This is a genomic window from Microbacterium sp., from assembly GCF_026393345.1.
Taxonomy (GTDB): domain Bacteria; phylum Actinomycetota; class Actinomycetes; order Actinomycetales; family Microbacteriaceae; genus Microbacterium.
The window spans coordinates 58149-83211 of the sequence record NZ_JAPLAI010000048.1 but is presented as its reverse complement, the minus strand read 5'-3'; the positions used below and the strand labels follow the sequence as shown (position 1 = coordinate 83211).

The following is a 25063-nucleotide window of genomic DNA, read 5'->3' as shown; positions in this document are numbered from 1 at the left end:
ACTTAGGCGGGTGACCCCCGAAGGCCCTCCTCCCACCCGCCGTGCGCTGCGCGCGCGAAAGGCGCCCACGGTGGAGGTCACCCCACCCGCGGAGGACGATCCGTCGGCGTTGCCGCTGCTCGTCGCCGCCGCGGCGGCGGATGCCGCTCCCGTCACCGAGGGCACACCCGTCACCGCTGCGCCCGCTCCCGTTGCCGCGGAGCCGACGAGCCCCGAGGGCCCGGCACCGGCGATGGCGCCATCGCCCCACCCGGTCGCACCCCAGTCCGCCTCCGCGCCGCAGTCGGAGGCCAGGGCGCTGTCGACCGCGGACCCAGCAGCGGAGCCGTCGGTGGCCGTCGTCCTCCCGCCGACGGCACTGGCCTGGGTCGACGAGCGCGGCGTCCTCAGCCGCTCCGTCCCGCAGCTGCAGCTGGAGGCCCACGCGAGCGGGTACACCCCGGTCACCGCGGACCTCCTCGCCCGCGCCCCGCGACGGACGCCGTGGCGGCCCGGAGTCCTCGTCCCGACGGGCCTCATCCTCGCGATCATCGCCGCCTACTGCGCCACCGTGCTGCTGTGGCCGCTGCACGCGGTCGCCCCCACGGTGACCCCGATCGCGGTGCAGCCCGTCGCCGCGGCGGCCGCCGCTCCGGCCTGGCCGGCGCAGGGCAGTGCGGCCGTGACCGTCGACGGCGTGGGCACCGCCACCGCATCCGCCCTCGACGCGGTCCCGATGGCGAGCATCACCAAGGTCGTCACCGCCCTCGTCGTGCTGGAGCAGGCACCCCTCGCCCTCGGCGAGGAAGGCCGCAGGTTCCAGTTCACGTCCGCCGACCGCACGAGCTACTGGGCGTACCGTTCGCGCGGCGAGTCCGCCCTGGACGTGCCGGTGGGTGGCAGCCTCACCGAGTACCAGATGCTCCAGGGCATGCTCATCGGCTCCGCCGGCAACTACGCGGACCGCCTCGCCTCGACCTTCTGGCCGACGGATGCGGTCTACGCCGCGGCGGCCGGCAGCTGGCTCACCCAGCACGGCATCACGGGTGTCCGCGTGGTCGAGCCGACCGGCATCGACCCCGGGAACACCGCCACGCCGGAATCGCTCCTGGCGCTCGGCAAGCGGGCGCTCGCGAACCCGGTGATCGCGGAGATCGTTCGCACCGCCGCCGTCGACCTCCCCGGCGCGGGCCTGGTGACCAATACCAACCCGCTCCTCGCCGACCCGGGTGTCGTCGGCATCAAGACCGGCACGCTGGACCTGTACAACCTGCTCGCCGCGAAAGACCTCACCATCGACGGCACCCCGGTGCGCGTGTACGCCGACGTGCTCGGCCAGGCCGACGACGACGCGCGGGACGCCGCGACCCGGGCGCTGTTCGCGCAGGTCGAGCTCGAGCTGCAGCCGGTGCCGAGTGTCCCCCGCGGCACCACCGCGGGACAGGTGGAGACGCGCTGGGCCGATCCGGTCGCGATCATCGTCGACGCCGATGCGGACGTCATCCTGTGGAACGGCACGGTCGCCGACACCGCCAGCACGTTCGCCCTCGGCGACGCCCGTGACGAGGGCGAGCGGGTGGGCTCGCTCACCGCGACCGGCCCGAAGAACGCAGCGACCGTCGATCTGGTGCTCGCCGCCGACGTCCCCAGTCCGAGCCCGTGGTGGCGACTCACCCACCCACTCGAGCTGTTCGGCCTGCTCTGAGTCCGCTCAGGCGCGGAACTGCGGCGAGCCGAGCACCCGCTCGACGGTGATCTCCAGCACCACCCGCTCCGGGTTCACCGCCGGCTGCCGGTACCGCGCAGCGTAGAGCGCCACGGCGTGGGCGACCGCATCCGGGTCCTCGTTCACCCGCGCGGGACCCTCGAAGCTGATCCAGCGCCCGCCGTCCACGCTGTTGATGCTCGCCCGTCCCGCACGTGCGGCGTTCAGGAATTTCTGCGAGCCACGGGTGCCGATCACCCGCACGACGCCGTCCTCCCACGTCATCCCGACGGGCACGGAGTGGATGCGGCAGTCCCGCCCCAGCGTGGACAGGGTGGCCAGGTGGTACTCGCGGAGGAAGGCGCGCGCCTCGTCGGTGATCACGGTTCCAGCGTGCCATGCCGGATCCCGCACCGCCGACTCAGACGAACCGGACGGTCTGGTCCAGGCGCGTCCGGATGTCGAACACCTCGTTGCCACCGATGTCGCGGGCACCGGGCACGCCCCGGCGCAGCAGCGTCGACAGCGCGGCGCGGCCGACCACGGCGACCGGGGTGCCCCGGACCTTGCCGAGGTCGGTGATCGCCTGCGGTACGTCCTCGTCCGGCAGCACCACGATGGCCCCGCCGAAGCGCACCCGTGCGGCACGGGCGACCTGCCGCATCCCGGCGAGAAGGCGGGTGACCGGGGCGTCGGGCACGTGCGGCCCGGTGATCTCGCCGCGGCGGAACCCCACCGGCCCGCCGAAGTCCTCGCTCAGCACGCCATAAAGGCCGCTGGGGCCGAGCACCACGTGATCGAGTTTCGCGTCGGCGACGTCGGGTCCGCCGACGGCGACGTCATGCCACACCGTGTACCCCATGCCGAGATCGGCGACGATACGTGCCGTCGCCTCCTCGGCGAGCGCGTCGGCCAGCAGGCGTCGCAGCTCACGGGGGGCGGTGCGCAGCCACGCGGGGTCGTACGGGTCGGCGAGGTCCACGCCGCGACCCGCCCACTCCCGCATGAGCACGAGGTAGCGTTCCCGGCGCCAGCCGCCGGGGTGCCCGGTGCTCCGGGCGCGGGGCCGGGTGTCGGCGCGGGACGTCGGTGGCCGCCACATCGCCGCATCCGGGTCGGGCGCCACGGAGAACCCGTGACCGCGGTCGTAGGCGGCGCGGGACTCCACGGTGCCGATGAGCTCCCAGGCGCGTTGCACCCGCACGAACTCCGCGGCATCTCCGCCGGTATCCGGGTGGGTCTCCCGCAGCCGCTGGCGGAACGCGCGGCGCAGATCGTCGTCGGTGGCGGTGGCGGGAACGCCCAGCACCTCGTACGCGGATGCGGACAACGGACTGTCGAACACGCATCCTCCTCATGCCGCCCGGCGCGACGTCCCAGGCTAACGCGCCCCGGCCCCGCGGAGGCTGAGGGTACCCGGTCCCTCGTTCGGACATCACGGGCTCACCCCGGTCCTTCGTTCGGACATCCCACCTCACCCCGGTCCCTCGTTCGGACATCCCCACCTCACCCCGGTCCCTCGTTCGGACATCGCGGGCGACACGCCGCATCCTTGTCCCGCACCCCCGGGATTTCAGCGTCCGCACCAGCGGGATCCGAACGAAGGACCGGCAGGATCCGAACGAAGGACCAGCAGGATCCGAACGACGGACCGGCGGGATGGTCAGGGGCGGTCGTTACGGCGGGCGTAGGCGGCGGCGCTGCGACTGGACAGGGCGAGCAGGATGAGGATGTCGAGGGCGACGGTCAGCAGGGTCGTGTCGATGCGGATCTCCTGCCCGCTCGCGACCCACGTCGCGAACGAGGTCGAGGTGGAGATCACCGCGAACAGCATGACGATCACCCGCGGCCCGTTCCGGCCGAGGAGGATGAGCACCGCGAGCACCACCTCGGTCGCCATGACCACGCCGACGACGATCCACAGCACCCCGAGGCCGAGGCCCACCTCGTCCGCGCTGAGCGCGACGCCGTCCAGCTGCACGTCGATGTCGTGCGCGATCGAGCGCCACTGCACCGACAGCGCCAGCATCCACAGGAGCCCCGCGGCGACGCGCAGGAGCACGAGCACCGCCCCGGCGACGGTGCTGATCGGACGCTTCATGGCCGAGTCGGCCTCGGGCGCCTGCGCCAGCCGGGTCGGGGATTCGAAGGCCGGACGCTTGCGGTGCTCCTCGCTCACGCGGTCACCCCCCGCACGTCGATGATCGGCAGATCGCCGTCGGTGCGGATGCTGTCTCCGCCGCCGTTTCGGGAGTGATAGCCGGTGGAGAAGTCGCGGATGACGTCGACCGCGACGCCCGGGTGGCCCTCGGTAAGGGTGCGCACGATGTGGTCGCGTTCGATGTCGGTGTCGGCGTCGATGCGGTGCGTCACCTGCAGGGTGAACAGCGACAACCCCACCGCGGTGTCGAAGGTGCCGGCGGCGAGCCAGTCGACGCGGCGACCGCCGGGCAACAGCCAGTCGTCGGGGCACCGCCAGAACCGGACGTGATGGCGCTGCGCCGGGTTGCCGTCGACCTCCTGCTGGTAGGCGAAGTCCTGCATCCGGCCGAAGAGGAACAACGGGCTGACGGGCGCCTCGTTGTAGCTGCGACGGGTGAGGGTCGACGTTACGATCCGCCACGACGACCCGAGCGTGACGGGGTCGGCGCGCGTCCATCCGGCGGTTTCCAGCGCTCGCTGGATCTGTTCGGGCTCGCCCATCAGCGCAAGGTTCACCGGGTCGCCCAGCAGCCCGTCGCTCGTCCGGGTGCGGCCGATGAAGTACTCGGGCACATAGATCGTGGTGAGGATGCGGTGCAGGCGCGGCAGCACGAGGTAGGCCAGCAGCAGCCAGAACACGATGACCAGCGGCACACCCCACCAGCCGACCCGGAACGTCTCGGTGAAGCTGAGGTACGCAAGCCAGATCGCGGCGACCCCCGCGAAGACGAAGAAGAACCAGTCGAGGGCGATCCCGACGGAGTAGGTGCGGCGGCGACGGCGGACGGGACTGCTCACCGACTCACCCCCAGAGGGGTGCCGTCGGCACATGCGCGAAGGCCGCATCGACGACATCGGCGCCGACGTCGTCGAGCGCGGCCGGCTGCCAGCGCGGCGACCGGTCTTTGTCGACCAGTTGCGCGCGGATGCCCTCGAGCAGGTCGGGCTGCGTGTGCGCGAACCAATCCACCAGGGCGTACTCCTGCTCGAGCGCCGCGCGGAGCCCGGGGAGCGCCCGGGCACGTCGGACCGCCTCGAGGTTCACGGTCAGCGCGGTGGGCGACAGCGCACGGAGGGTGGCGGCGGCCGCCGCCGCATCCGGCTCCTCACGGGCGTCGAGCCGCGCCAGGATGCCCGGGACGGTGTCGGCGGCGAAGGCGTCATCGATCCAGGTGCGGGCGGCCTGCAGCCGGGACGGCCCTGGCGTCTCGTCGAACAGCAGCACGATCTCGGCGGGGTTGTTGGGCCCACGCACCCCGAGGCTCCGCGGATCGCAGGAGCGATCTGCGGAGAGGACGTGGGGAGGGTCGGCGCGGGACGCGAGGGCCTCGCGCAGGTCGCCCAGCCGCTCGGCCGGGATGAGGTGGTCGGCGAAGCCGGCATACACGGCGTCGGCCGCATCCATGCTGTCGCCGGTCAGCGCCAGGTACTCACCCAGGCGCCCCGGGGCGCGGCCGAGCAGCCACGTGCCGCCGACGTCGGGGGTGAAGCCGATGCGGGTCTCGGGCATTGCAAGCCGGGACCGCTCGGTCACGATGCGCACGGCGGCGTGCCCGGCGAGACCGATGCCCCCGCCCATCGTGATGCCGTCGGCGAGCGCGACGATCGGCACCGGGTACTCGGCGATCGTGGCGTTCAGCGCGTACTCGTCGCGGAAGAACACGGCCGCATCCGCCGCACCGCCCGCGAGAATCTGTTCCCGGAGGGCCCGGACGTCACCGCCCGCGCAGAATGCGCGGTCACCGGCGCCGTCGAGCACGACGACGTCGATGTCGGGGTCGGACCGCCATGTGTCGAGCGTCTGCTGCAGTCGCCGCACCATGTGGATGTCGAGCGCGTTGAGGGCGCGCGGCCGATCCAGCGTCAGCCGCCCGACCGCCCGTTCGGTGCGCACCCGCACCCCGTCGACGGATGCGGCATCGCCCGTCGTGGTCCCCCACTCAGTCACGAGCGCAACGTTACCGCTCCGCCTGATGGGTCGTCGTGCCGCGCCTCGCCGTCGATGGGTGCGGGGGCGCGACTCGCTCCGTCCGCGTGATTCCGGCAGGATGGGGAGGAACACCCCCGAGGAGAGGTCCCCATGCCCGACGGCCAGGTGCTCGAATTCGTGAGCGTGAGCAAGACCTTCGGCCCCGTGGCCGCGGTGTCCGAGCTCACCGCGACGATCGAGCCCGGTGCAGTGACCGGCTTTCTCGGTCCCAATGGCGCCGGCAAGACGACATCACTACGGATGCTGCTGGGGCTCGTGTCCCCGACCTCGGGCCGCACCCGCATCGGCGGGAAGGCCTACGCCGACCTGACGCATCCGTTCCAGACCGTCGGCGCGGCGCTGGAGGCCTCGAGCTTCCATCCCGGACGCACGGCCGCCGGCCATCTCCGGGTGTATTCCCGCGCCGCCGGGATCCCGCGTTCCCGCACCGACGAGGTCCTGGGCCTCGTCGGGCTCGCCGACGTCGCGGGGCGAAAGGTCGGCGGATTCTCGCTCGGCATGCGCCAGCGCCTGGGCCTTGCCACCGCGCTGCTCGGCGACCCCGGCATCCTCGTGCTGGACGAGCCGACCAACGGTCTCGACCCCGAGGGCATCACCTGGATGCGGACGCTCCTGCGCATGTTCGCGCGGGAGGGACGTACCGTGCTGGTGTCGTCGCATCTGCTGGGCGAAGTGCAGCAGACGGCCGACCGCCTCCTGATCCTCAGCCGCGGCCATCTCGTCTACGCGGGCGCGCTGGACGAACTGACCGATCCGAGTGAGTTCGCGACGCTTGTCGACGCCCCGGACCGCGCCGCCCTCTCGCAGGCGCTTCGCGACGCCGGCTGGGACCCCGAGGTCCTGCGCACCGGCCTCACGGTCCGCGGTGCGGAGCCCGCCGAGGTCGGTGCCGCGCTCGCCCGCGCCGGGATCGCGCTGTCACTGCTGACCCGCCGCGGCCCCTCGCTCGAGGATGTGTTCCTCGATCTCGTCAACGGCGTGCGCATCGCCCGCCCCGCCGAGGTGCTGGCCCTGCCTGCGGCATCCCCTGCGACTTCCGAGCCGGAGAACGGCCCGGCGGCCGCCCCGGACCCGACGTCTCCGCTCATCGAGGATGCGGCGGACCTGGCCGAAGGCCCCGTCGCCGAGGAGGCCCCGGACGTGGAGACCCTGTCGACCGACGAACCGCCCGCCGACGCCGGCGAGACGCACGAGACCGAGGTCGAGGTCGAGGTCCTGCCCGACACCGTGATCGAGGCGGAGACCGCCGAAACCGAGTCCGACGCCGACGAGCCCTGGCCTCCCGTGGACGCTGACGCGGACGAACCGTGGCCTCCCGTGGATACCGATGCCTCCGAGCCGGAAGAAGGGGACAAGCCGTGAGCCTGGGCCGCGCCACCTCCTCCGAACTGACGAAACAGTTCACCACCGCCATCTGGTGGGTCCTGGCCCTCGTCCTGGCGCTCTACGTCGGCGTAAGTGCCGCCGGGATCAGCGCGGCGATCGGTGCCAGCGCCAGCGGCGTCCTGCCCGACAGCACCGCCACCGGCCTCGGCGACGGATCGACCGGGATGCTGTACAGCCTGGCGAATTCGATCGGATACGTCTTCCCACTGCTGATCGGCACCCTGCTGGTCACCGGCGAGTTCCGGCACAAGACCCTCACCCTGACCTTCCTCGCGACACCCCGCCGCGGCACGGTGCTGTGGGCGAAGATGATCGCGGGCGCCGTGATGGGTCTCATCTACGGTGCGATCGCGGTGATCGTGACCGTCGGCGCCGTCGCCGGCATCCTGTCCGCCTTCGGCCTTGATCCCGAGCTCACCTCGCCCGACACCTGGGCGATGCTCGGCCGCATCCTCATCGCATTCGTGCTGTGGGTGCTCGTCGGCATCGGCACCGGCCTCGTCGTCCGCAATCAGGTGGCCGCGATCGTCATCGTCTTGGCGTTCACCCAGTTCGTGGAGCCGTTGCTCCGCCTGGGCGGATCATTCGTCGAGGGACTCTCCGACGCCGCCCGGTACCTACCGGGTGCGGCCGGGGACGCCCTCGTCGGCTCCAGCGTCTTCGGCGCGATGGCGGCCGGCGGCTCGGCGCTGGAGTGGTGGGCCGGCGGCGCCGTCCTCCTCGGCTACGCCCTGGTGCTGCTGCTCGTCGGCCATATCTTCAGCTGGCGGCGCGACGTCGCCTGAGCGCTGCAGCTGCTCGGCGGGGAGTTGTCCACAAGGCCTTTGGATGGGCGGTCCACGCGGCGTACCCTGGCCAGGTGAGTGACTTCTTCGCAATGGGGGACGCGGATGCAGCCATCGCGCGTGTGGAGGATCAGATCGCGCAGGCGCAGGCGCGGGCGGTGCAGGCGAGACAGCTGCGGGCCGACATCGATGCCGTGCGCGGCGTCGCCGCATCCGCGCGCCGCGAGGTGACCGTGACGGTCGACGCCTCCGGCCGCCTGGCGAACGTCGAGCTCGCGGATGCCGCCCTAGAACTCGCCCCGCGCGACCTCGGCCGCATGATCGTCGAGACCGCCAACAAGGCGCAGCGCGCCGCCGGGGAGAAGGCTGTGGCGCTGACCGCCGAGGTGTTCGGGGAGAAGTCCAGCGTGGTCGACCATCTGCGCGCCGAGCTCGACCGCGTACCGCCGTCGGCGGACGGTACGACCCTCACCGACTGAGACAGGGAGACGTCATGACCGACCGGATCGCGATCGACCACGAGCTCATCCTTTCGCACGCCGCGCGCGTGGAGACGGTCGCCTCCGACATCGCGGTCGCCCGCGACGCCGGGTCGTCCACCAACATGTCGGGTGGGGCGTTCGGCATGCTGTGCGCGTTCCTCGCACCGCCCGCCACCCTCGCGGCGAGCATGGCGACGCAGGCGATTGCCGCCGCCGAGGGGATGGTGCGGCGTTCGGCCACCGAGATCCGCGGCGTCGGTTCCGACATTGCGGCATACGAGGAGACGGTGGAGCAGGCCGTTCGCACGCTCGAAGGCGGGCTCTGACCGACACCCGCGGCGTCGGGGCTGCTCAGGCGGTCGCGGGCCTGGGCTTCGCCGCGCGGGGCTTCTTGGCGGGCGCAGCCACGATCTCGGCGACGTCCTCCGGCTCCGCGTGACCCTCCAGGCGCAACGCCCGCACCAGGGCCAGGCCGTGCCGGGTCGAGAGGATCACGCGCTGGAACTCGTCGTGCCCCTCGAGATCGATCACGACACCCGGGCGGTTGCGGCGGATGAGCGCGAAGTCCTTGCCCCCGGCATAGCGCCAGGTTCCGGCCGCGAGCGTCGCGGGGATGTACGTGCCGGGCGAACGCACGCCACGCAGCCACGTCCACGGGTCGTCGGTCAGCTGCACGCGGACGATCGCGGTCCGGGCGATCGTGAGGCTGCGCTTGCGGACGGCGAGCGCCTTCTCCGCGGGCGCCAGCACGATCTCGAGCGCAGCCGAGTCGAGCATGAGCGTCACCATGTGTCCAGTTTGCCAGCGACCCTCCCCCCGCGTTCGGACATTTGCTTACAGACCCGCAACGATCGGATGCGCCGTCGTCGCCTCCGCGACACGTCACGGTGGAAGACTGGCAGGGTGTTCGACTCCCCCGTCCCCTCCGGCGTCCGTTCCGTGCTGCAGCGCGCGGCCGCGGGAGAAGAGCTGACGCTCGACGACGCGCTCGCCCTGGTGACGGCGACCGGCCCCGATCGGGACGAGCTGTTCGCGGCAGCCGCGGCCCTTCGCGACGAGGGGCTGGTGCTGGCCGGCCGGCCCGGCGTCATCACGTACTCCCGCAAGGTGTTCGTGCCGCTGACGACGCTGTGCCGCGACCGCTGCCACTACTGCATCTTCGTCGACACCCCCGGTCAGCTGCTGCGCAAGCACCGCCCGGCGTTCATGTCGCCGGACGAGGTGCTGCAGGTGGTGCGGCAGGGGCAGGCGCTCGGCTGCAAGGAGGCCCTGCTCACCCTCGGCGACCGCCCCGAGGAGCGGTGGCCGGAGGCCCGGGACTGGCTCGACGCGCATGGCTTCGCCTCCACGCTCGACTACGTGGGGCACATCGCCCGGCTCATCACGGCCGAGACCGGGATGCTGGCCCACCTCAACCCCGGCGTGATGTCCGCGGCGGAGCTCGCGAGCCTGCGGCCCACCGCCCCGTCGATGGGCATGATGCTCGAGACCACCTCGCGGCGCCTGTTCGAGGAGCCCGGGCAGCCGCACTTCGGCTCCCCCGACAAGGATCCGGCCGTCCGGCTCCAGGTCATCGACGACGCCGGGGCCGCCCGCATCCCCTTCACCACCGGCATCCTCGTCGGCATCGGTGAGACGGCGCGCGACCGCGCCGACTCCCTGATCGCGCTACGCGACGCCCAGGCCCGGCACGGTCATGTGCAGGAGGTCATCGTGCAGAACTTCCGCGCGAAGCCCCGCACCGCCATGCAGGACGTCCCCGACGCCGACCTGCTCGAGTACGCCACGGTCGTCGCCTCCGCGCGCATCGTGATGGGCCCCCGGATGCGGGTGCAGGTGCCGCCGAACCTCTCCGATCCCGGCGAGTTCGATCTGCTCGTCGGCGCCGGCATCGACGACTGGGGCGGGGTGTCGCCGCTGACCGCCGACCACGTGAACCCGGAGCGCCCGTGGCCGCACGTGGATGAACTCGCCGCCCGCACCGCCGACCTCGGCTACGAGCTGCGCGAACGCCTCACCGCGCATCCCGAGTATGTCCGCGCGCCCGAGGCGTGGATCGACCCCATGCTGCATACCCCCGTCGCCGCCCTCGCCGATCCCGCATCCGGGCTCGCCCGCGCCGCGTCGCCGTCCCCCGCCGTCCGCGCCCTCACGGATGCAGCGCCCGCGGCCGCGGCCGCGGCACCGCAGGGTGCGACGCGGACGATGGCGCAGGGTGTGCGTGCCCTCGCGGAGCGCGCGGCGGCCGACCCGCTGCAGCTCGACGACCACGAATGGGTCGCCCTGCTCGAAGCCACCGGCGACGGCCTCGACGCGCTCGCCGCGACCGCCGACACCGTCCGCCGCTTCACGGTGGGCGAGGCGGTGAGCATCGTCGTCAACCGCAACCTCACCTCCTCCGGGTTCCGGGCCGCGGGCGCCGCAGCCCCCGACGAGTTCGACCTCGCAGATGCCGCCGGGATCGCGGCCGACGCGTTCGGCCTCGGCGCCACCGAGATCTGCGTGCAGGGTGTTCTGCCGCCCACCGAGGACCCGCAGGCGTACCTCGACATCGCCCGCACCCTCACGACCGCTGCCCCCGGAATCCACCTGCACGCGTACCGCCCGCAGGACGTCTGGGACCTCGCCGACCGCGGCGGTCTCGGACTCTCCGGCGCCCTCGCCGCGATGCGGGAGGCGGGGGTCCGCACAGTTCCCGGTACCGGGGTGAAGGTGCTCTCCGAGCGGGTGCGCGGCATCGTCGCCCCCGGCGACCTCGACATCGACCGGTGGACCGAGGGCATCACCGCGGCGCACGAGGCGGGTTTCCGCTCCACCAGCGTGCTGTTCTACGGGCACGTGGAGACCGCGGCCGAGCGCGTCGCGCACCTGCGCCGGCTGCGCACGATCCAGGACCGCACCGGCGGCTTCGCCGAGTTCGTCCCGATTCCGCTCCCCGGCCCGCAGGGCGGCGTCCCGCTCGTCGCCGGTCGCGCGCTCCTCGACGAGCACCGGGCGATGGTCGCCGTCGCGCGACTGCTGCTGTCGGGCAGCATCCCGCACGTGCAGATCCCGTGGACGCGCCACGGCCGGACGGTCTCTGCCGTCCTGCTGCAGGCGGGCGGCGACGACCTCGGCGGTACGCTCCTCGACGGACGGGTGCGCCCGGAGACGGGGATCGAACACGGTCTCGAACTCCCCCTCGCGGATGCGGAACGCCTGGTGCGGCCGTTGTTCCGGCCGCTGCGCCAGCGCGCCACCGACTACCGCGAGCCGGCCGCGGAGCGGAAGGCGGCGCTGCGCTGATGCTCGACGTCGCGATCGTGGGGGCCGGGTTCGCCGGGCTCGGTATGGGCATGGCCCTGCAGGCAGCCGGCCGCCGGGACTTCACCATCCTCGAGCGCGCGGAGACGATCGGCGGCACCTGGCGCGACAACACCTACCCCGGCGTCGCCTGCGACGTCCCGAGCCACCTCTACGGCTTCGCGCAGCATCCGAACCCATCCTGGTCCGGGGTCTACGCGACCGGTGCGGAGATCCAGTCGTACCTCGGCGAGGTCGCTGTCCGGGAGGGACTGGAGGCCCGCCTGCGGCTGCGCACGCCGCTCCTGGCAGCCACCTGGGCCGAGGACCGGTGGCGGCTGGAGACGGGCGGCCCCGATCCCGCCATCACCGAAGCGCGGAGCCTCGTGCTCGCGTGCGGCCGGCTGACCGAACCCCGCATCCCGGAGGTGCGCGGTCTCGAGTCCTTCGCCGGGCCCATCTTCCACACCGGCCGCTGGGACCACAGCGTGTCGCTCCGTGGCACCCGCGTGGCGGTCGTCGGCACCGGCGCCTCCGCGGTCCAGCTCGTGCCCGAGCTCGTCCGCCGTGGCGCGCAGGTGACCCTGTTCCAGCGAACGCCGGCGTGGATCGTGCCGCGCGAGGGACGGACGTACACGGACGCGGAGCGGGATCGGTTCGCGCAGCATCCGTCCGTGCTGTCGGCCATCCGCGAGGACCTTTATCTTGAAGGCGAGGCGCGATTCGCGTCCCGGTCCGGGGATGCGGTCGCCGCAGCCGAGGCGCAGCAGACGGCTCTCACCCACCTCCACGCACAGATCACCGACCCTGCCCTGCGCAGCGCGCTCACCCCCGGCTATGCCTTCGGCTGCAAGCGGGTGCTGCTGTCAGACGATTTCTATCCCGCGGTCGCCTCCGACGCCGTGACACTCGAACCGACGGCACTGGCCGCCGTCGACGACGGCACTCTCGTGGCCGCGAGCGGAGCGCGCCGCGAGGCCGATGTGCTCGTCCTGGCCACCGGTTTCGCGAGCTCCCAGCAGCCCTATGCCGATACGGTGCGCGGGGAGAGCGAAACCCTCGCCCAGCACTGGTCGGCGGGGATGACCTCGTTCGCGTCGACCGTGGTCTCGGGCTTTCCGAACCTGTTCGTCCTCAACGGCCCGAACGCCTCCCTCGGCCACAACTCGGCGGTGCTGATGGCGGAGGCGCAGGCCGAGTACGTCGTCCGCGCCCTCGACGAACGCGACCGGCGCGGCGGCGTGCTGCGGGTGCGCCCCGAGGCCGAAAAGGCCTACACCGCCCGGATCGATGAGGCCGCCGCATCCACCCCCTGGGTCGCCGGCGGATGCGACAACTGGTACGTCGACGAGAGATCGGGCCGGTTGACCCTGCTGTGGCCGGGAACGGTCGCGGCGTTCCGGACGCTGCTGACGGAGTGTCGCGGTGACGAATTCGTCGCCGCAACGGAGGAGCCCCGCGATCCGTCGCGGGCGAGAGGAGAGTCATGACTGTGCCCCTGCGGTTGGGTTACAAGGCCTCGGCCGAGCAGTTCGCCCCGGATCAGCTCGCCGACTACGCGGTCCTCGCGGAGGAGATGGGCTTCGACTCGGTGTTCATCTCCGATCACTTCCAGCCGTGGATGCACGAGGGCGGGCACGCTCCCGCGGCACTCCCGTGGCTCGGCGCTGTCGGTGCGCGGACGAAGCGGATCATCCTCGGCACCTCGGTGCTGACCCCCACCTTCCGCTATCACCCGGCGGTGGTCGCGCAGGCGTTCGCGACCCTCGGCGTCATGTTCCCCGGCCGCATCGTGCTGGGCGTCGGCACCGGTGAGGCGCTGAACGAGGTGACCCTGGGACTTCCGTGGCCGGATGCGCCGGAGCGGTTCCAGCGTCTGAAAGAGGCCATCACCCTCATCGAGAAGCTGTGGGCGGGCGAGCGCGTCACCTATGAGGGGAACTTCTGGCACGTCACCGACGCCACGGTGTACGACCGGCCCACGACCCCGGTGCCGATCTACATCGGGGCTGCCGGTCCTGCCGCCACCCGCCTGGCCGGCCGCATCGCGGACGGGTTCATCACCACGAGCGGCAAGGACCCGAAGCTGTACTCCGAGACGCTGCTGCCGGCGCTGCAGGAGGGGCTGGAGAAGGCGGGCCGTCCGGCCGACGCCATCGACACCCTGATGGAGGTCAAGGTCTCGTACCACCCGGACCACGACACCGCACTGCAGAAGACTCGGTTCTGGGCGCCGCTGGCGCTCAGCCCGGAGGAGAAGATGGGCATCCACGACCCCATCGAGATGCAGCGCCGCGGCGACGAGCTGCCCATCGAGCGGGCGGCATCCCGGTTCATCGTCTCGACCGACCCCGACGAGCACGTGGAGAAGATCGCGCAGTACGTCGACCTCGGCTTCCGTCACCTGGTGTTCCACGACCCGGGGGAGAACCAGGAGGAGTTCCTGCGCATGTACGGGGCGGAGATCCTGCCGCGGCTGCGCGCCCGGTTCGGGGAGTGAGCAACTCCTTCGCGCGCATAATTCAGGCAGAATCTGCCGATCCGGCTCCGGGGGCGCAGCCGGCGCCGATTCTGCCTGAATTGTGCGCACCGGAGTGGACCGTCGTCGTACCGCTGAAGCCGGCAGTCCGCGGCAAGTCCCGCCTGGGCGGGGCCGATGAGGGCCTGGTGCGGGCCATCGGGCTCGACACCGTGGCCGCGGCGAGCGCCGCTGCGGCCGTCGCGCGGGTCATCGTCGTGACCTCGGATGCCGACACGACCGCCACGATCGCCGGATGGGACCGGGTCGAGGTCGTCGCGGACCAGGGCGGCGGGCTCAACGCCGCCATCGCGCAGGGTATGGCGGACGCGGGCGAGGGCGTTCCCCGCGCGGCGCTCCTCGGCGACCTGCCCGGCCTCCGCTCGGACGAGCTCACCGCTGCCCTGACACAGGCCGCGGGGCAGGAGCGCGCAGTGGTCCCGGATGCGGAGGGCACCGGCTCCACCCTCGTCACCGCCCGCGCCGGGACACCCTGGGCATCCGCGTTCGGCGCCGGGTCGTACACGGCGCACCTCGGGCTCGGCTGCGTCGCGCTGTCGGTGGATGCGGCCGCGGGACTCCGCCGGGATGTGGACACCCTGCCGCAGCTGCACGCGATCTCCGCTCTCGTCGGCGACCACACGCACGCCGCCATGACGACAGGAGTGGCCGAACCGCCACCACAGAGGGGACACCGTTGACCGATCAGGTCCGCGGGGACGAGCAGGGGTGTCCCGTCTGCCGTGAGGGGTGAGCGCAGGGCCGCAGCCCCCGGAAGCTCTAGCCCGGTTGTCCACAGCCCTCGAACACCCACCCGGACGTGGTCGTACGCTGTGGGACGTGATGGATGAGAGCGGAGCGGTGGCATGAGCAATCCTCTCGTCGCGGGCCCGATCGACACCGCCACGCCCTTCAGCGGCGCGGGAATCCTCGACTCCGGCACGCAGCTTGCCGAAGCGATCGAATCCGGCGACTGGGTCATGGGCGGCCTCGCCGCGTTCTCGACCGCCGCGGACACGGTCGCAACGGTCTCCGATCCACTGGGGTCCCTGATCGGGGCCGGCCTCGGCTGGCTGATGGATCACATGGAGCCCCTCAAGGGCTGGATGAACGATCTCACCGGAGACGCCGGTGAAGTCGCCGGTTTCGCGCAGACCTGGTCGAACATGGAGGCGCAGCTGGACAGCGCCGCGCAGGAGCTCGAGCGCGTCGTCGGGGATCTCGATGAGCTGGCCGGCCAGGCGATCGACGCGTACCGCCGGTTCCAGGCCGATTCCGCCGAGCACATCCGCGCCGCCGGGCGATGGGCGGGCGCCATGGCCACCGGCCTCGAGGTGGCCTCCACCATCGTGCAGGTCGTCCACGATCTTGTCCGCGACGTCCTCTCCCAGCTCGTCGGCTCGGCGATCTCCTGGGCGGCGGAAGCGGTCTTCAGCCTGGGCCTTGCCACCCCCTGGATCATCGAGCAGGTCTCCACCCGCGTCGCGAGCCTCGCTGCCAAGGTCGGTAGCAAGGTGACCGCAGTGCTGCAGTCGTGCAAGAGCCTCATGAAACTGCTCGACGAGCTCAAGGTGCTGCTGCGCAACGCCGGTGACCTGTTCGACAAGGTCCTCAAGGGCGGGAAGTCCGCGGCACACTCCGCCCGGGAGTCCGTCGCCGCGCTTCCCGGCGTCCGGCGTCTCGACCCCCGGCGGAAGAAGCTCATCCAGGACATGGAGGACTGGGCCGCGCAGGCGCAGATCCCGGGCTACCACCCCTTCGGCGGGTTGGACGGCGACGAGTTCATCGACACCCATCTCAGGCGCTTCACCGAAAGCGGCTACCCCGACTGGCGCTGGCCGGGTGAGAACGGTTTCGACACCTCGAAGACGATCGTCCCCGGCAACCAGGTGGCCCCGCCCGGCACGATTCTCGACAGGATCTCCCCCGTCCGCGGCCTCGATGACACCGGCGAGTTCGCGTCTCCGCCCGGCACGGGTTTCCCCACCCAGAGCCTGCCCCCGGACCGTCTCTCGCCGCCCTTCCAGCACTATCAGCTCGAAGTGGTCAAACCTCTCCCCGACGAGGTCCGGTTCGGCCACATCGCGCCGGACTTCCAACAGCCCGGGGGCGGGTACCAGTTTCATTTCCCCGGTGGCATCGCACAATGGATCGAGTCCGGTCATATCCGGGTGAAGTGACACAAGAGGACGACAGATGAACTACGAAGAACTGGCGGATCGCGTCGCCACCCTGCCCGGGATCGACAGGGCGACAGTCCCGTACTTCGTCTCGATGGCGATCGATGAGGCGCCGGCGTCCGCGCTGGTCACGCTGGTTCGCGAGGCGGACGGCACCTTCACTGCCACCCTGGGCGATCTTCGCGAGAAGGTCACCGTCGCGCGAGACGCGGAGGGAGTGCCGCTTCGCTTCGCGGACGAGAGTGCGGCCTGCGAATGGGCGTGGAACTACGTTCGAGAGGCACGATCCGGCTTCCGCACGTACACCCCCGACGAGGAGGCTGCCGCCGCGGCCAGCGGCGACGAGATCCGTCGACGGATGGCGGCGCTGGAACAGTCCTCCTCGTCGTGACCGACGGGACGGCACCGCGAGGATGAGCGCCGACGCACTGACCCAGCGGGTCGTGGATGCGGTCCGGCGCTTGGACACGGTGTCCCCCGACGACGTCGGTCCGCTCGCCCCCGGCCTTCCTTCCCGCCTCAACGAGCGGTTCCGGGAACTCGTGCCGGACCTCGGAGTACGAGGACGCTACGCGCTCACCTGGCGGTGGATGCACCGTCGCTACGACGCATGAACGGAGCGTGCTATGGCCGTCGATGAGCCGACGGGACGGGCGCTGCTCGACGCCGCCATCGTCGCGTACGTCGGCAGGGGAAGGGGCAAGGTTCCCACGAGGGATGCTGCCGCGGTCGCGGCCCTGGCACCTCAGCACCCCGGAGGGCTCCTCGCACAGGTGAAGGACGCCGTGCGGGTGTCCGACACCCTGGCTTTCGAGCAGGTCGCGCCGTTCGATCGTGCTCTTCGCGGGCGCCTCTCCGCCCGCCTTAGGTCGCTGTTGCCGCAGCTCGGCGAGCCGGCCATCGAGGCACTGACGTGGCGGTGGGGCTACCTGCAGTTCGGCCAGTGACCCGGTCACCTGGGTCACACGTGGGGGCCTAGGCCGTGTGGCTGAACTCTCTTGAGGTGTTCGGCGTTCGCGATGACAGGATGGTCGTGTGGGCGATCAGATCGTCAGAGGGCCTCAGGTCGAAGTCGAGATGATGTTCCCCGCACTCCGGCTCCCTGCGACGACTGGTGACGATCTTGGTCCAGTCCGCGCCCCGCTTGGCCCACCTGTTGAAGTTCTTGTAGATCGTGTTCCCGTTGCCGAACCGCTCCGGCACATCTCGCCACGGCGCCCCGGTGCGATACCGCCACGCTGTCGCCTCGACCACCGCCCGGCGATCCACCGGGGGCCGCCCGGTCGACTTGGCGTTCGGGAACAACGAACCGATCACAGCCCACACTTCATCCGAGATCGCATCACGCGACACGTGTTCAAGACTCGCCCGCGAGCGTTTCAGACGTGTTTGGCAACACGCCCCTAGGCCCGAAGGGCGGCGTCGGCGAGCGCGGCGGAGTGCTCGAGATCCCGCATCCAGAGGGGCGCCACCACGGCGCGGATGCCGAGCCCGTCGACGGCTGCGGCAGCATCCGCGTCTTCCTCGGCCATCAGCCATGCGTCGAGCACTCCCCCGCCGCTGCGCGCCCCGTAATGCGCGGCGACCGCGGCGGCCGACGTCTCGACGCCGATCGCGGTGAGGCAGACATCGGCCATACCGCGGACGACCTTCCCGCCGATGATCGGCGACACCCCGCCGACGGGGGCCGCGGTCGCCCGCAGCGCCGCACGGATGCCGGGGACGGCGAGGATCGGACCGATCGACACAACCGGGTTCGAGGGGGCGATCAGCACCACGTCCGCATCCGCGATCGCCTCGACGACGCCGGGGGCGGGCAGCGCCTCGGCCATGCCCGGGTTCTCGAACTCCGCGGGGGCGAGGGTCGCCCGGTGGCGGGTCCACCACTCCTGGAAGTGCATCCGCCGCCCGTCCTGAAGCAGCACGTGGGTGTCGACCTCGGTGTCGGTCATGGGCAGCATCCGGACGCCGAGGTTCCAGCGCTGCGACAACCGCTCCACCACCTGCGTCACCGTGAGCCCGTCGCGCAGCCACCCGGTCCGGGCGAGGTGGGTGCCGAGGTCGAGGTCACCGAGCGTGAACCAGGGCCACCCCGCACCCCACGCCTGCAGTTCCGCGTTCACACGTTCGGTGTCACCGGTGCGACCCCAGCCGCGCACGCTGTCGTTCACACCACTCAGGGCGTAGAGCACCGAATCGATGTCGGGCTGCAGCCGCACCCCGGACAGCCACAGATCGTCGCCGGTGTTGACCACCACGGTCGCGGCGGGTGCGCCCGCACGGCGCAGCGCCTCGCGAACCCCCAGAGTGAACTTCGAGCCGCCGACGCCGCCGGCGAGCACGACGACACGGGCGGATGCGGTGTCCACAGTCATCCCTCGCAGCGCGTCAGGCCTGCGTGGCCGCTGCGGCGGCGCGCGCGGCAGCGGGGAGCGCCGCGACGATGCGCCCGAGGGCCGTGTCGTCGTGGGCGGCGGTGAGGAACCAGGCCTCGTACACGCTCGGCGGCAGCGAGACGCCCGCATCCAGCATCGCGTGGAAGAACGCCGGGTAGCGCCAGGCCTCCTGCTCGAGGGCGCGGGCGTAGGTGTGCGGCGCCTCGGGGAGGAACGCGACGCCGAAGAGGTTGCCGGCGCGGGGGACGCTGTGCGGCACCCCGGCGATCTCCAGCGCCCCCGACAGCGCGGTGGCGACGACCTCGGCGGCGGTGTTCACCCGGGCGTACACGTCGGGCGTCGCGAGGCGGAGGGTGGCAAGTCCCGCCGCGACCGACAGCGGGTTCCCGCTCAGGGTGCCCGCCTGGTAGACGGGGCCGACCGGGGCGAGCTTGTCCATGACGTCTGCGCGTCCGCCGAGGGCGGCCAGCGGCATCCCGCCGCCGACGACCTTGCCGAAGGTGAAGAGGTCGGGGGTGTAGGTCTCGCCCGCCTCCTGCTGCAGGCCCCAGAAGCCGGCGGAGTGCACGCGGAAGCCGGTCAGCACCTCGTCGAGGATGAGGAGCGCGCCGTGCTGGTGGGCCAGCTCAGTGAGCGCGGCATTGAAGCCGGGGAGCGGCGCGACGACGCCCATGTTCGCGGCGGCTGCCTCGACGATGACGGCGGCGATGCGGTCGCCGTGCACGGCAAAGACCTCGCGCAGCGCGTCCAGGTCGTTGTAGGGCACGACGAGGGTCTGCGCCACGATCGGGGCGGGAACGCCGGCGGAGGCAGGCAGGCCCAGGGTCGTGACGCCGGAGCCGGCGGAGGCCAGCAGCCCGTCGGAGTGGCCATGGTAGTGGCCGGCGAACTTCACCAGCAGGTCGCGGCCGGTGTAGCCGCGGGCGAGCCGGATGGCGGTCATGGTGGCCTCGGTGCCGGTGGACACGAGCCGCACCTTCTCGACCGGGGCGGCGTCGCCGACCTGCACGCGGCCGGCGATCACCTCGGCGAGCTCGACCTCGCCCTCGGTGGGGGCGCCGAACGAGAGCCCGCGGCCGGCGGCCTCACGGACTGCCTCGACGATCTCGGGGTGGGCGTGGCCGAGGAGGGCGGGGCCCCAGCTGGCGACGAGGTCGACGTACTCGGTGCCGGCCGCATCCGTCACGTATGCGCCGCGCGCCGACGCGAGGAACCGGGGCGCGCCACCGACGGAGCCGTAGGCCCGCACCGGCGAGTTCACGCCGCCGGGAATCGCGGCCTGCCCGCGCTCGAACAGGTCGTCGTTGCGGTCGTTCATCGTTGTCTCCATCGGGGCTCGCGAGACTTCACGTATGTCCCGCATTCCGCCGTTTTCCGGTACATACGTGAAGTCTCGGCGGAGGGGGGAGGGCGTCAGAGAGAGGCGCGGAGCCACTCCGCCGCCTCGAGGGCCCAGTAAGTGAGGATGGCATCGGCACCGGCACGACGGATGCCGAGAAGGGACTCGGTGATCGCGCCTCGGCGATCGATCCAGTTGTGTGCGGCGGCGGCCTCGATCATGGCGTACTCGCCCGACACCTGGTACGCCCACACCGGCACATCGACCGACGCGCGGACCTCGGCGAGCACGTCGAGGTAGGGCAGCGCGGGTTTGACCATGACGATGTCGGCGCCCTCTTCCACGTCAAGGAGCGCCTCGCGCAGCCCTTCGCGGGGGTTGCCGGGGTCGAGCTGGTACGTGCGGCGGTCGCCCTTGAGCTGTGAGTCCACGGCCTCGCGGAAGGGACCGTAGAACGCGCCGGCGTACTTGGCCGCGTACGCCAGGATGATCGTGTCGGTGAAGCCCTCGGCATCCAGCGCCGCACGCACGTGCGCCACCTGGCCGTCCATCATCCCGGAAAGGCCGAGCAGGTGTGACCCTGCGCGGGCCTGCGCGAGACCCATGGCCGCGTAGCGCTCGAGCGTGGCGTCGTTGTCGACCGAGCCGTCTGCATCGAGCACGCCACAGTGGCCGTGGTCGGTGAACTCGTCCAGGCACAGGTCGGTCTGCACCACGATCGCCTCGCCCACCTCGGCGATGACAGCTTGCGTGGCGACGTTCAGGATGCCGTCGGGATCGTCCGCACCGGAGCCCACGGCGTCACGCACCGCGGGCACGCCGAACAGCATGATCCCGCCGACGCCGGCCTCGGCCGCATCCGCCGCTGCCCGCCGGAGGGAGTCGAGGGAGTGCTGCACGATGCCGGGCATGGACCCGATGGGGACGGGTTCGCTCAGGCCTTCGCGTACGAAGGCGGGGAGCACCAGCTGCGAGGGGACGAGGTGCGTCTCGCGGACGAGACGCCGGACCGCGGGCGACTGCCGCAGCCGCCGGGGCCGGTGTGTCGGGAAGCTCACGGCTGGAACTCGTCCGCGGCGTGCGGCAGCGCGAACTGGGAGACCGCATCGATCAGGGCGTCCACCGTCTGCCGGTCGGCCACCACGTCGACGTCGAGCCCGGCCTGCCGCGCATCCTTGGCGGTGCGCGGCCCGATCGCGGCGATGACGGTGCCCTCGGGGATGTTCGGGAACTGCAGGTACACCTGCTCGGCGACCGATCCGCTCGTCACGAGGATGGCGTTGATGCGTCCGGACTCGACATCGTGCGCGATGCGCTCGGTGACGGGCACCCCCACGGTGCGATAGGCCACGACGCTGCGGACACGGTGTCCGGCCTCGACCAGACGCTTGGTGAGCACCGGCTTCGCGATCTCGCTGCGGAGGGTGAGGATGTCGCGCGGTTCCGGCTCCAGCCCGATCAGCTGGTCGGCCATCCCGGCGGCGGAGTTGTCGCGGTCCGGGACGAGGTCGACACGGTAGCCGGCGGCCTGGAGGGCCGCGGCGGTGGTCTCACCGACCGCGGCGACCTTGGTCGACGCGGGGATCTTGGCACGGTAGGCGAAGAGCACATCGACGGTGGTGGCGCTCGTCACCGTCAGCCAGTCGAATGCACCGGCGGCGAGGTCGGCCAGGGCCGTCTCGAGCGTGGCGATGTCGTTCGTCGGCGCGAAGTTGATCAGCGGTGCGACGACCGGGACGGCGCCCTGCGAGCGGAGGGAGGCGGCGACACCGTCGCCCCAGGGGCCTCCGCGGGGCACCAAGACGCGCCAGCCGCCGAGCGGCTTGGGGTCGTGCCGGGGGGAATCTTCGTGCATCAGGTCGGCTTTCATGATGAGACGTCCGCTGCTCCGCGATCGAGCAGCTCACGAGCGACGTCTTCTCCGGTGCGCCGAGCACGCGTTTCCGGGTCCGCGTCGCCGGCAGCAATCGCACCATTGCCGCTGCCTGAGATCTCAGCATACCCGTCCATGAGATGAAGCGTCCGATCCGTCCCCACCCGGGCGGACCCGTCGAGGGCGTAGACGACCGCACGCACGCGCAGGTACCCGTCGATCACCTCGGCGTGCACCCCCACCGGCGCGTGGCAGCCGGCCTCGAGGCCCGCCAGCACCGCCCGCTCCGCGGCGACGGCGACGCGGGTCGGCAGGTCGTCCAGCTGCGCGAGAGCCGCGCGCAGCTCGGCCGGTGCATCGTCACGGGTCTCGACGGCGAGGGCGCCCTGACCCGGAGCAGTCGGCCACTCCGACAGGCCGAGCGGCTCACCCGACAGATCGAGGGCGAGACCGCCCAACCGGACGAGACCGGCCGCGGCGAGGATGACCGCGTCCAGCTCACCGTCACGGACCCGACCGAGACGTGAGTCCACGTTCCCGCGGATGTCGCGCGCGGTGATGCGGGGGTTCCGGATGTGGAGCTGCGCGACGCGCCGCGGGGAGCCCGTCCCGACGACGGCGCCGGCGGGAAGCTCGTGCAGCGCCGTCCCATCGCGGGTGACGACGACGTCCCGGGCATCCTCGCGCACCGGGAGCGCCGCGATCACGAGGCCGGGAGCGGGGGCGGTGGGGAGATCCTTCAGCGAGTGCACGAGCAGGTCGCACTCGCCGGCGAGGAGGGCTTCGCGCAGGCGGGTGGCGAACACGCCCTGACCGCCCAGCTCGGACAGCGAGGCTCGGGAGACATCGCCCTCGCTCGTGATCGGCACGAGCTCCACCGGCACACCGGCGACGGCGGCGAGCGCGTCCGCCGTCTGCTGGGACTGGGCGGTGGCCAGGGCGCTGCGGCGGGTGCCGAGCCTGATCACGACAGGACCTCCGGGATGGCCGAGGTCGGGATGCGGCGGCCGGTGTAGAAGGGCACCTCCTCCCGCACATGGCGGCGGGCCTCGGTGTAACGGAGTTCGCGCATCATGTCGACGAGGTCGGTGAGCTCGTCGGCCTCCATCGGCAGCACCCATTCGTAGTCGCCGAGCGCGAAGCTCGCGACCGTGTTCGCGACGACGCCGGTGAACGCGGCACCCTTGCGGCCGTGGTCGGCCAGCATCCGGCGGCGGTCCTCCTCCGGCAGCAGATACCACTCGTAGCTGCGCACGAACGGGTACACGACGAGCCATTCCTTCGGCTCGATGCCGCGCAGGAATCCGGGCACGTGGGATCGGTTGAACTCGGCGTCGCGGTGCACCCCCATGGCGTTCCACACCGGGAGGAGCGGGCGGAGGAGCTCCGTGCGACGCAGCCGCCGCAGGTCCCGCTGCAGTCCGTCGGCATCCGGCCCGTGCAGCCACACCATCAGGTCGGCGTCGGCGCGCAGCCCGCTCACGTCGTAGAAGCCGCGCACGGTGACGCCGCCGGCCTCGATGAGCTGGACGATCTCGGCGAGCTCGGTGTCGTCGGATTCGGTGACCGGGCGGTTCGGGTCACGGCGGAAGACCGCCCAGAGTGTGTACTGCGCGGCTGTTCCCTCGGAATCGGTCATTGTTCCAGTTTCGCCCTCGGGAACGGATGCGGCAAACGCCGCCGATCCCGAATCAGCGGGTGTAGAGGCGCACCGCGCCCCAGACAACCGCGCCGACGGCCACGGCGACACCCGCTGCGGTAGCGATGGCGGCGGCCGGATTCTGCCGCGAGAAGTGCCGGAACTGTGCAGCCTTCTGCTCTACGGCGCGGCTGGCGCGCTTGGGAACATTGGCCTTGACCTCGATGGCGGCGAGGGTGGCCTTCAGCTCCGCACGCGCCTTCTCGACCGGGTCGGTGATGCCGAGCGCCACACCGGTGCGGGGCACGGGAACGTCAGAACTCATCTGTGGTGACCTCCTTGACGGCCCGTACATCCTCGGAAACGGAGGCGACGGGGTTCCCCTTACCGATGCGCTTGAACCGGAAGAAGCCCAGCAGCGCGAGCACGACGGCGATGACGAGCATCGCGCCGAAGACGACGATCGCGGAGAGCCAGACCGGCCACCACGAAGACAGTCCCGCGATCACGAAGGTGCCGAACGCGGGGATCGACCAGAACAGCAGGAACAGCGCGCCGAGTACCCAGCCGGCGCCGATCCCGGCGTTCTTGCCGGCCGCGGCGGCCCACTTCTTGGCCGCGTTGAGTTCGGCGACGATCAGGTTGCGGACGAGTTCGGGGATCTCGCCGATCAGGGTGAGCAGACCCTCGTCGGCCTTGTCACGAAAGCCTCGGGGCGTCGTCATGTCACTTCCCGGTGGAGGAGGTATCGGATGCGGTCGATCCCGCCTTCGATGCGGTCGAACCCGCCTTCGATGCGGCCTTCTTCGCGGCGGTCGCCGTGTTCTCGGCGGCGTCCTTGACGGCCTCTGCCGAGGTCTCCGCCGCATCGGCGACATCCTTGGCCGCGTCCTCGCCCGCGTCGATCGCGGCATCGAGCCGCTGACCGGGAGTTCCCTTGGTGGTCGCCGCGGCGGTGACCTTCTGCGCACCCTTCCAGAGGGTGGACGGCAGCGCCATGATGGCGGACTTGCCGAACTGCTCGACCTTGGCAACCTGCTTCTGCACGGGGTCAAGATTCCAGACCTTCAGGGCCTGCTCTTTGATCTGCTCGTAGCGTTCGTGCCCGGCACGGGTACCCAAAACGTACCCTGCGGCCAAACCGATGATGAGTCCTGCTTTGCCCCTCATGGGGTCTCCTCACGATGATGTCGGTGGAGCGGAAAGGTGGTTTTACAGTAGTGCCATATGCCGCTATCGGCATCCGGTTGACAAACCACTCGACGCCTGGGACCTTGACCCCCGGTCTCCCGGAGCGTCATGCGGGG

At 71.6% G+C, this 25063-nt stretch carries 29 protein-coding genes; 13 read left to right on the top strand and 16 right to left on the bottom strand.

Features of this window, described 5'->3' with window-relative positions; translation table 11 throughout:
- The first annotated feature begins 10 nt into the window (after positions 1-10).
- Complete coding sequence (locus NT132_RS09230) at positions 11-1684, top strand: D-alanyl-D-alanine carboxypeptidase (RefSeq protein WP_297787679.1); 1674 nt, start codon at positions 11-13, stop codon at positions 1682-1684.
- Between the two features lie 6 nt (positions 1685-1690).
- Here the strand turns inward: NT132_RS09230 and NT132_RS09225 are convergent, their stop codons facing one another.
- The 5 genes from NT132_RS09225 to NT132_RS09205 form a co-directional block, all read right to left on the bottom strand.
- On the bottom strand, positions 1691-2068 hold the full coding sequence (locus NT132_RS09225; RefSeq protein ID WP_297787677.1) for a PPOX class F420-dependent oxidoreductase: 378 nt from the start codon (positions 2066-2068) through the stop codon (positions 1691-1693).
- 37 nt (positions 2069-2105) lie between these two features.
- Positions 2106-3029 carry a DnaJ domain-containing protein gene (locus tag NT132_RS09220; RefSeq protein WP_297787675.1) on the bottom strand — a complete coding sequence of 308 codons (924 nt, stop codon included), beginning with the start codon at positions 3027-3029 and terminating at the stop codon, positions 2106-2108.
- Positions 3030-3347: 318 nt separating this feature from the next.
- On the bottom strand, positions 3348-3863 hold the full coding sequence (locus tag NT132_RS09215) for a hypothetical protein (RefSeq protein WP_297787673.1): 516 nt from the start codon (positions 3861-3863) through the stop codon (positions 3348-3350).
- The gene (locus NT132_RS09210; protein ID WP_297787671.1) at positions 3860-4684 is read right to left on the bottom strand and encodes an LssY C-terminal domain-containing protein; all 825 of its coding nucleotides are present in this window, start codon (positions 4682-4684) and stop codon (positions 3860-3862) included. Before NT132_RS09210 ends, NT132_RS09215 begins: the two co-directional genes overlap by 4 nt.
- Positions 4685-4688: 4 nt before the next feature.
- Positions 4689-5834 carry an enoyl-CoA hydratase/isomerase family protein gene (locus tag NT132_RS09205; RefSeq protein WP_297787669.1) on the bottom strand — a complete coding sequence of 382 codons (1146 nt, stop codon included), beginning with the start codon at positions 5832-5834 and terminating at the stop codon, positions 4689-4691.
- Positions 5835-5966: 132 nt separating this feature from the next.
- Between NT132_RS09205 and NT132_RS09200 the strand changes: the two genes are divergently transcribed.
- The 4 genes from NT132_RS09200 (at position 5967) to NT132_RS09185 (ending at position 8855) form a co-directional block, all read left to right on the top strand.
- On the top strand, positions 5967-7238 hold the full coding sequence (locus NT132_RS09200) for an ATP-binding cassette domain-containing protein (protein ID WP_297787667.1): 1272 nt from the start codon (positions 5967-5969) through the stop codon (positions 7236-7238).
- The gene (locus NT132_RS09195) at positions 7235-8047 is read left to right on the top strand and encodes an ABC transporter permease subunit (protein WP_297787665.1); all 813 of its coding nucleotides are present in this window, start codon (positions 7235-7237) and stop codon (positions 8045-8047) included. The genes NT132_RS09200 and NT132_RS09195 overlap by 4 nt, the downstream gene beginning before the upstream one ends.
- A 74-nt stretch (positions 8048-8121) precedes the next feature.
- On the top strand, positions 8122-8526 hold the full coding sequence (locus NT132_RS09190) for a YbaB/EbfC family nucleoid-associated protein (protein WP_297787662.1): 405 nt from the start codon (positions 8122-8124) through the stop codon (positions 8524-8526).
- Between the two features lie 14 nt (positions 8527-8540).
- Positions 8541-8855 (top strand): hypothetical protein, encoded by a 315-nt coding sequence (locus NT132_RS09185; RefSeq protein ID WP_297787660.1) that lies wholly within the window; start codon positions 8541-8543, stop codon positions 8853-8855.
- Between the two features lie 25 nt (positions 8856-8880).
- Here NT132_RS09185 and NT132_RS09180 read toward each other — a convergent pair whose 3' ends face one another.
- Complete coding sequence (locus NT132_RS09180) at positions 8881-9318, bottom strand: hypothetical protein (protein WP_297787658.1); 438 nt, start codon at positions 9316-9318, stop codon at positions 8881-8883.
- A 114-nt stretch (positions 9319-9432) separates the two neighbouring features.
- On the opposite strand from NT132_RS09180, the gene cofG reads away from it, so the two are divergent.
- The 8 genes from cofG to NT132_RS09140 all read left to right on the top strand — a co-directional run bounded on the left by cofG (position 9433) and on the right by NT132_RS09140 (position 17456).
- Positions 9433-11814, top strand: a complete 2382-nt coding sequence (gene cofG / locus NT132_RS09175) for a 7,8-didemethyl-8-hydroxy-5-deazariboflavin synthase CofG (RefSeq protein ID WP_297787656.1) — start codon at positions 9433-9435, stop codon at positions 11812-11814.
- Positions 11814-13301, top strand: coding sequence for an NAD(P)/FAD-dependent oxidoreductase (locus NT132_RS09170; protein ID WP_297787655.1), 1488 nt, complete (start codon positions 11814-11816; stop codon positions 13299-13301). Before cofG ends, NT132_RS09170 begins: the two co-directional genes overlap by 1 nt.
- On the top strand, positions 13298-14311 hold the full coding sequence (gene fgd, locus NT132_RS09165) for a glucose-6-phosphate dehydrogenase (coenzyme-F420) (protein ID WP_297787653.1): 1014 nt from the start codon (positions 13298-13300) through the stop codon (positions 14309-14311). Before NT132_RS09170 ends, fgd begins: the two co-directional genes overlap by 4 nt.
- A gap of 80 nt (positions 14312-14391) precedes the next feature.
- On the top strand, positions 14392-15030 hold the full coding sequence (locus NT132_RS09160) for an NTP transferase domain-containing protein (protein ID WP_297787651.1): 639 nt from the start codon (positions 14392-14394) through the stop codon (positions 15028-15030).
- A 165-nt stretch (positions 15031-15195) separates the two neighbouring features.
- Positions 15196-16509: a TNT domain-containing protein gene (locus NT132_RS09155; RefSeq protein ID WP_297787649.1), complete on the top strand. Its 1314-nt coding sequence runs from the start codon at positions 15196-15198 to the stop codon at positions 16507-16509.
- Between the two features lie 16 nt (positions 16510-16525).
- The gene (locus NT132_RS09150; RefSeq protein WP_297787647.1) at positions 16526-16900 is read left to right on the top strand and encodes a hypothetical protein; all 375 of its coding nucleotides are present in this window, start codon (positions 16526-16528) and stop codon (positions 16898-16900) included.
- Between the two features lie 22 nt (positions 16901-16922).
- Entirely contained in the window at positions 16923-17123 is a 201-nt protein-coding gene (locus NT132_RS09145) for a hypothetical protein (protein WP_297787645.1), read from the top strand.
- A 12-nt stretch (positions 17124-17135) separates the two neighbouring features.
- A complete protein-coding gene (locus NT132_RS09140; protein ID WP_297787643.1) occupies positions 17136-17456 on the top strand; it encodes a hypothetical protein in 321 nt (106 codons plus the stop codon).
- A gap of 28 nt (positions 17457-17484) precedes the next feature.
- On the opposite strand, the gene NT132_RS09135 is transcribed toward NT132_RS09140, so the two are convergent.
- The 10 genes from NT132_RS09135 to NT132_RS09090 form a co-directional block, all read right to left on the bottom strand.
- Positions 17485-17835: a transposase gene (locus tag NT132_RS09135; RefSeq protein WP_297787747.1), complete on the bottom strand. Its 351-nt coding sequence runs from the start codon at positions 17833-17835 to the stop codon at positions 17485-17487.
- A 77-nt stretch (positions 17836-17912) separates the two neighbouring features.
- Entirely contained in the window at positions 17913-18884 is a 972-nt protein-coding gene (gene cofD / locus NT132_RS09130) for a 2-phospho-L-lactate transferase (RefSeq protein WP_297787641.1), read from the bottom strand.
- A 13-nt stretch (positions 18885-18897) separates the two neighbouring features.
- The gene (hemL, locus tag NT132_RS09125) at positions 18898-20223 is read right to left on the bottom strand and encodes a glutamate-1-semialdehyde 2,1-aminomutase (RefSeq protein ID WP_297787639.1); all 1326 of its coding nucleotides are present in this window, start codon (positions 20221-20223) and stop codon (positions 18898-18900) included.
- A gap of 95 nt (positions 20224-20318) precedes the next feature.
- Positions 20319-21302 carry a porphobilinogen synthase gene (gene hemB, locus NT132_RS09120; RefSeq protein ID WP_297787637.1) on the bottom strand — a complete coding sequence of 328 codons (984 nt, stop codon included), beginning with the start codon at positions 21300-21302 and terminating at the stop codon, positions 20319-20321.
- Positions 21299-22114: a uroporphyrinogen-III synthase gene (locus NT132_RS09115; RefSeq protein WP_297787636.1), complete on the bottom strand. Its 816-nt coding sequence runs from the start codon at positions 22112-22114 to the stop codon at positions 21299-21301. The genes hemB and NT132_RS09115 overlap by 4 nt, the downstream gene beginning before the upstream one ends.
- On the bottom strand, positions 22111-23085 hold the full coding sequence (gene hemC / locus NT132_RS09110; protein WP_297787634.1) for a hydroxymethylbilane synthase: 975 nt from the start codon (positions 23083-23085) through the stop codon (positions 22111-22113). The genes NT132_RS09115 and hemC overlap by 4 nt, the downstream gene beginning before the upstream one ends.
- Positions 23082-23756 (bottom strand): hydrogen peroxide-dependent heme synthase, encoded by a 675-nt coding sequence (hemQ, locus tag NT132_RS09105; protein WP_297787632.1) that lies wholly within the window; start codon positions 23754-23756, stop codon positions 23082-23084. The genes hemC and hemQ overlap by 4 nt, the downstream gene beginning before the upstream one ends.
- Before the next feature lie 52 nt (positions 23757-23808).
- A complete protein-coding gene (locus tag NT132_RS09100; protein ID WP_297787630.1) occupies positions 23809-24081 on the bottom strand; it encodes a DUF3618 domain-containing protein in 273 nt (90 codons plus the stop codon).
- Positions 24071-24481, bottom strand: coding sequence for a phage holin family protein (locus NT132_RS09095; protein WP_297787628.1), 411 nt, complete (start codon positions 24479-24481; stop codon positions 24071-24073). The genes NT132_RS09100 and NT132_RS09095 overlap by 11 nt, the downstream gene beginning before the upstream one ends.
- A 1-nt stretch (position 24482) precedes the next feature.
- Complete coding sequence (locus NT132_RS09090) at positions 24483-24926, bottom strand: hypothetical protein (RefSeq protein ID WP_297787626.1); 444 nt, start codon at positions 24924-24926, stop codon at positions 24483-24485.
- Positions 24927-25063: the final 137 nt, after the last annotated feature.